Origin of the sequence: Parvibaculum sp., from assembly GCF_035511255.1 — a bacterium.
GTDB lineage: Bacteria > Pseudomonadota > Alphaproteobacteria > Parvibaculales > Parvibaculaceae > Parvibaculum.
Genome location: NZ_DATKFR010000494.1, coordinates 1 through 1554, shown reverse-complemented (window position 1 = coordinate 1554; position 1554 = coordinate 1). Strand labels below are relative to the sequence as shown.

3 protein-coding genes are annotated in these 1554 nt (G+C 66.2%); 1 reads left to right on the top strand and 2 read right to left on the bottom strand.

Features of this window, described 5'->3' with window-relative positions; translation table 11 throughout:
• Positions 1-226: hypothetical protein (locus tag VMR03_RS18395; RefSeq protein ID WP_325407835.1), on the top strand; the 226-nt coding region annotated here is incomplete at its 5' end.
• A 19-nt stretch (positions 227-245) separates the two neighbouring features.
• Here VMR03_RS18395 and VMR03_RS18390 read toward each other — a convergent pair.
• Positions 246-860 carry a hypothetical protein gene (locus VMR03_RS18390; protein ID WP_325407833.1) on the bottom strand — a complete coding sequence of 205 codons (615 nt, stop codon included), beginning with the start codon at positions 858-860 and terminating at the stop codon, positions 246-248.
• The coding region (locus VMR03_RS18385) for an Hsp33 family molecular chaperone HslO (protein ID WP_325407831.1) at positions 857-1554 on the bottom strand (698 nt) is incomplete at its 5' end. The genes VMR03_RS18390 and VMR03_RS18385, both read right to left, overlap by 4 nt.

Here is a 1554-nt window from a genome sequence, read left to right as displayed (position 1 = left end):
CCGCGAATATCTGGTCACCTCGCCGGCGGAAAATTGCAGCGACCCATCGGGCGACACCATCGAGCGGATATCGATCGACGGCCGGCCCTCGCGGGCGCTGTTCCAGGGAGACGCGCCGCGGACATGGACGCCTCTGGTCCTTGCCCTCACCGAGGGACAAGCCCTGCCGGAGTCTCGGAACGGGTCTGCGCCCGACATCCTGCGGGACATCTTCGCCCGGCTGTGACGCCGGGAATGGATGTGGCTCAGGGCTGGATGACCGGCGCCATGGCACGAGCAATCTCCGCACTCAGCGTCGTGTCGAATTTCTGCGCGATCGACTGCATCAGATCGAAATAGGCCTTGTCGCGCTCGTTGAGCGTCGCGCTTTGCAGGATCGTCTGCGTTCCCGTCGAGACGACGCTCGCCGTATAGGAAGCGTAGTCGCCCGGCTTGTCGCCCTGGATCGACACGACGAGCTTGGCCTTCAGCGTCGCCGTCAGCTTGGTATCCACCTGATCGCCGAAGAAGCCTTCGACGCCGCCCTTGGTCGGCAAGCGCTCCTCGATGACGCTGCCGTCGAGAACGGTCAGCGTCGCGATGCCGCGCGAGCCCACCGCGACGAGGCGCGTGTCGGCCCAGCGCCGCGCAATGCCCGTGGGCGTCAGCGAATGAAGCTGCTCGACATTGGGCGCACGGCCCGGCGGGTTGTAGCGCTCGTCGAGCGCGATCGAGGCGACGTTGAGCTTGATCGGACGCCCAACGAAACCGATCTCGGGCTTCGGCGCCGGCGGCGGTTCGCTCGCGCAAGCGCCGAGAAGAGCGGCGCAGGCGACGAGCGCCGCAGCGGCGAAATGGCGCGAGGACAACAGCAGGCTCATTCCAATCCCTCTTTCAACTCGTCCGCGGCGAAGAGATAGACTTCGCTGCAGAATTCACAGGTCGCCTCGATGACGCCGTCTTCCGCCATATCGTCGATCTCCTCGACGCCGAAAGACCGGATGACCGATCCCATCCGCTCGCGCGAGCAATGGCAACCGAAAGCGACATCCGAGGGATCGTAGACGCGCACGCCGTCCTCATGGAAGAGGCGATAGAGAAGCCGCGTCGAAGCGAGCGCCGGATCGAGCAATTCGTGATCCTCGACCGTGCCGAGCAGGATCGAGGCGCGGTTCCAGTTCTCCTCCTCGTCGGTCGGCGGCTTGGCGTCTTCCGCTTCGCGGTGGCCGGTCAGGCCGCCGTCGCGGGCGATGTGCTGGATCATGATCGCGCCGGCGCGCCAGGTCGTACCCGCATGGCCGTCCGCCTCGCGCTGGAAGAGCGGTCCGGCGGCGAGACGGATACGCGTCGCGACCTGTTCGGAGCTTGCAAAATATTCATGTGCGGCGGCCGAAAGCCCGCCCGTGCCCAGCTCGACAATGCCCTGGTAGCGCTCCATGTCGGCGCCCTGGTCGATCGTCATCGCGAGATGCCCTTCGCCGAGAAGATCCGCCGTCGAGACGCGCCCCGCCGCAATGCTTTCAGCCAGGCGCTCGTCGTCCATCAGCGCATAGCCGCGCAGATGGCCGACGCCAT

Excerpts from the sequence above, each read along its gene's own strand:
- VMR03_RS18390 (WP_325407833.1), bottom strand. The coding sequence starts at position 860 with ATGAGCCTGCTGTTGTCCTCGCGCCATTTCGCCGCTGCGGCGCTCGTC.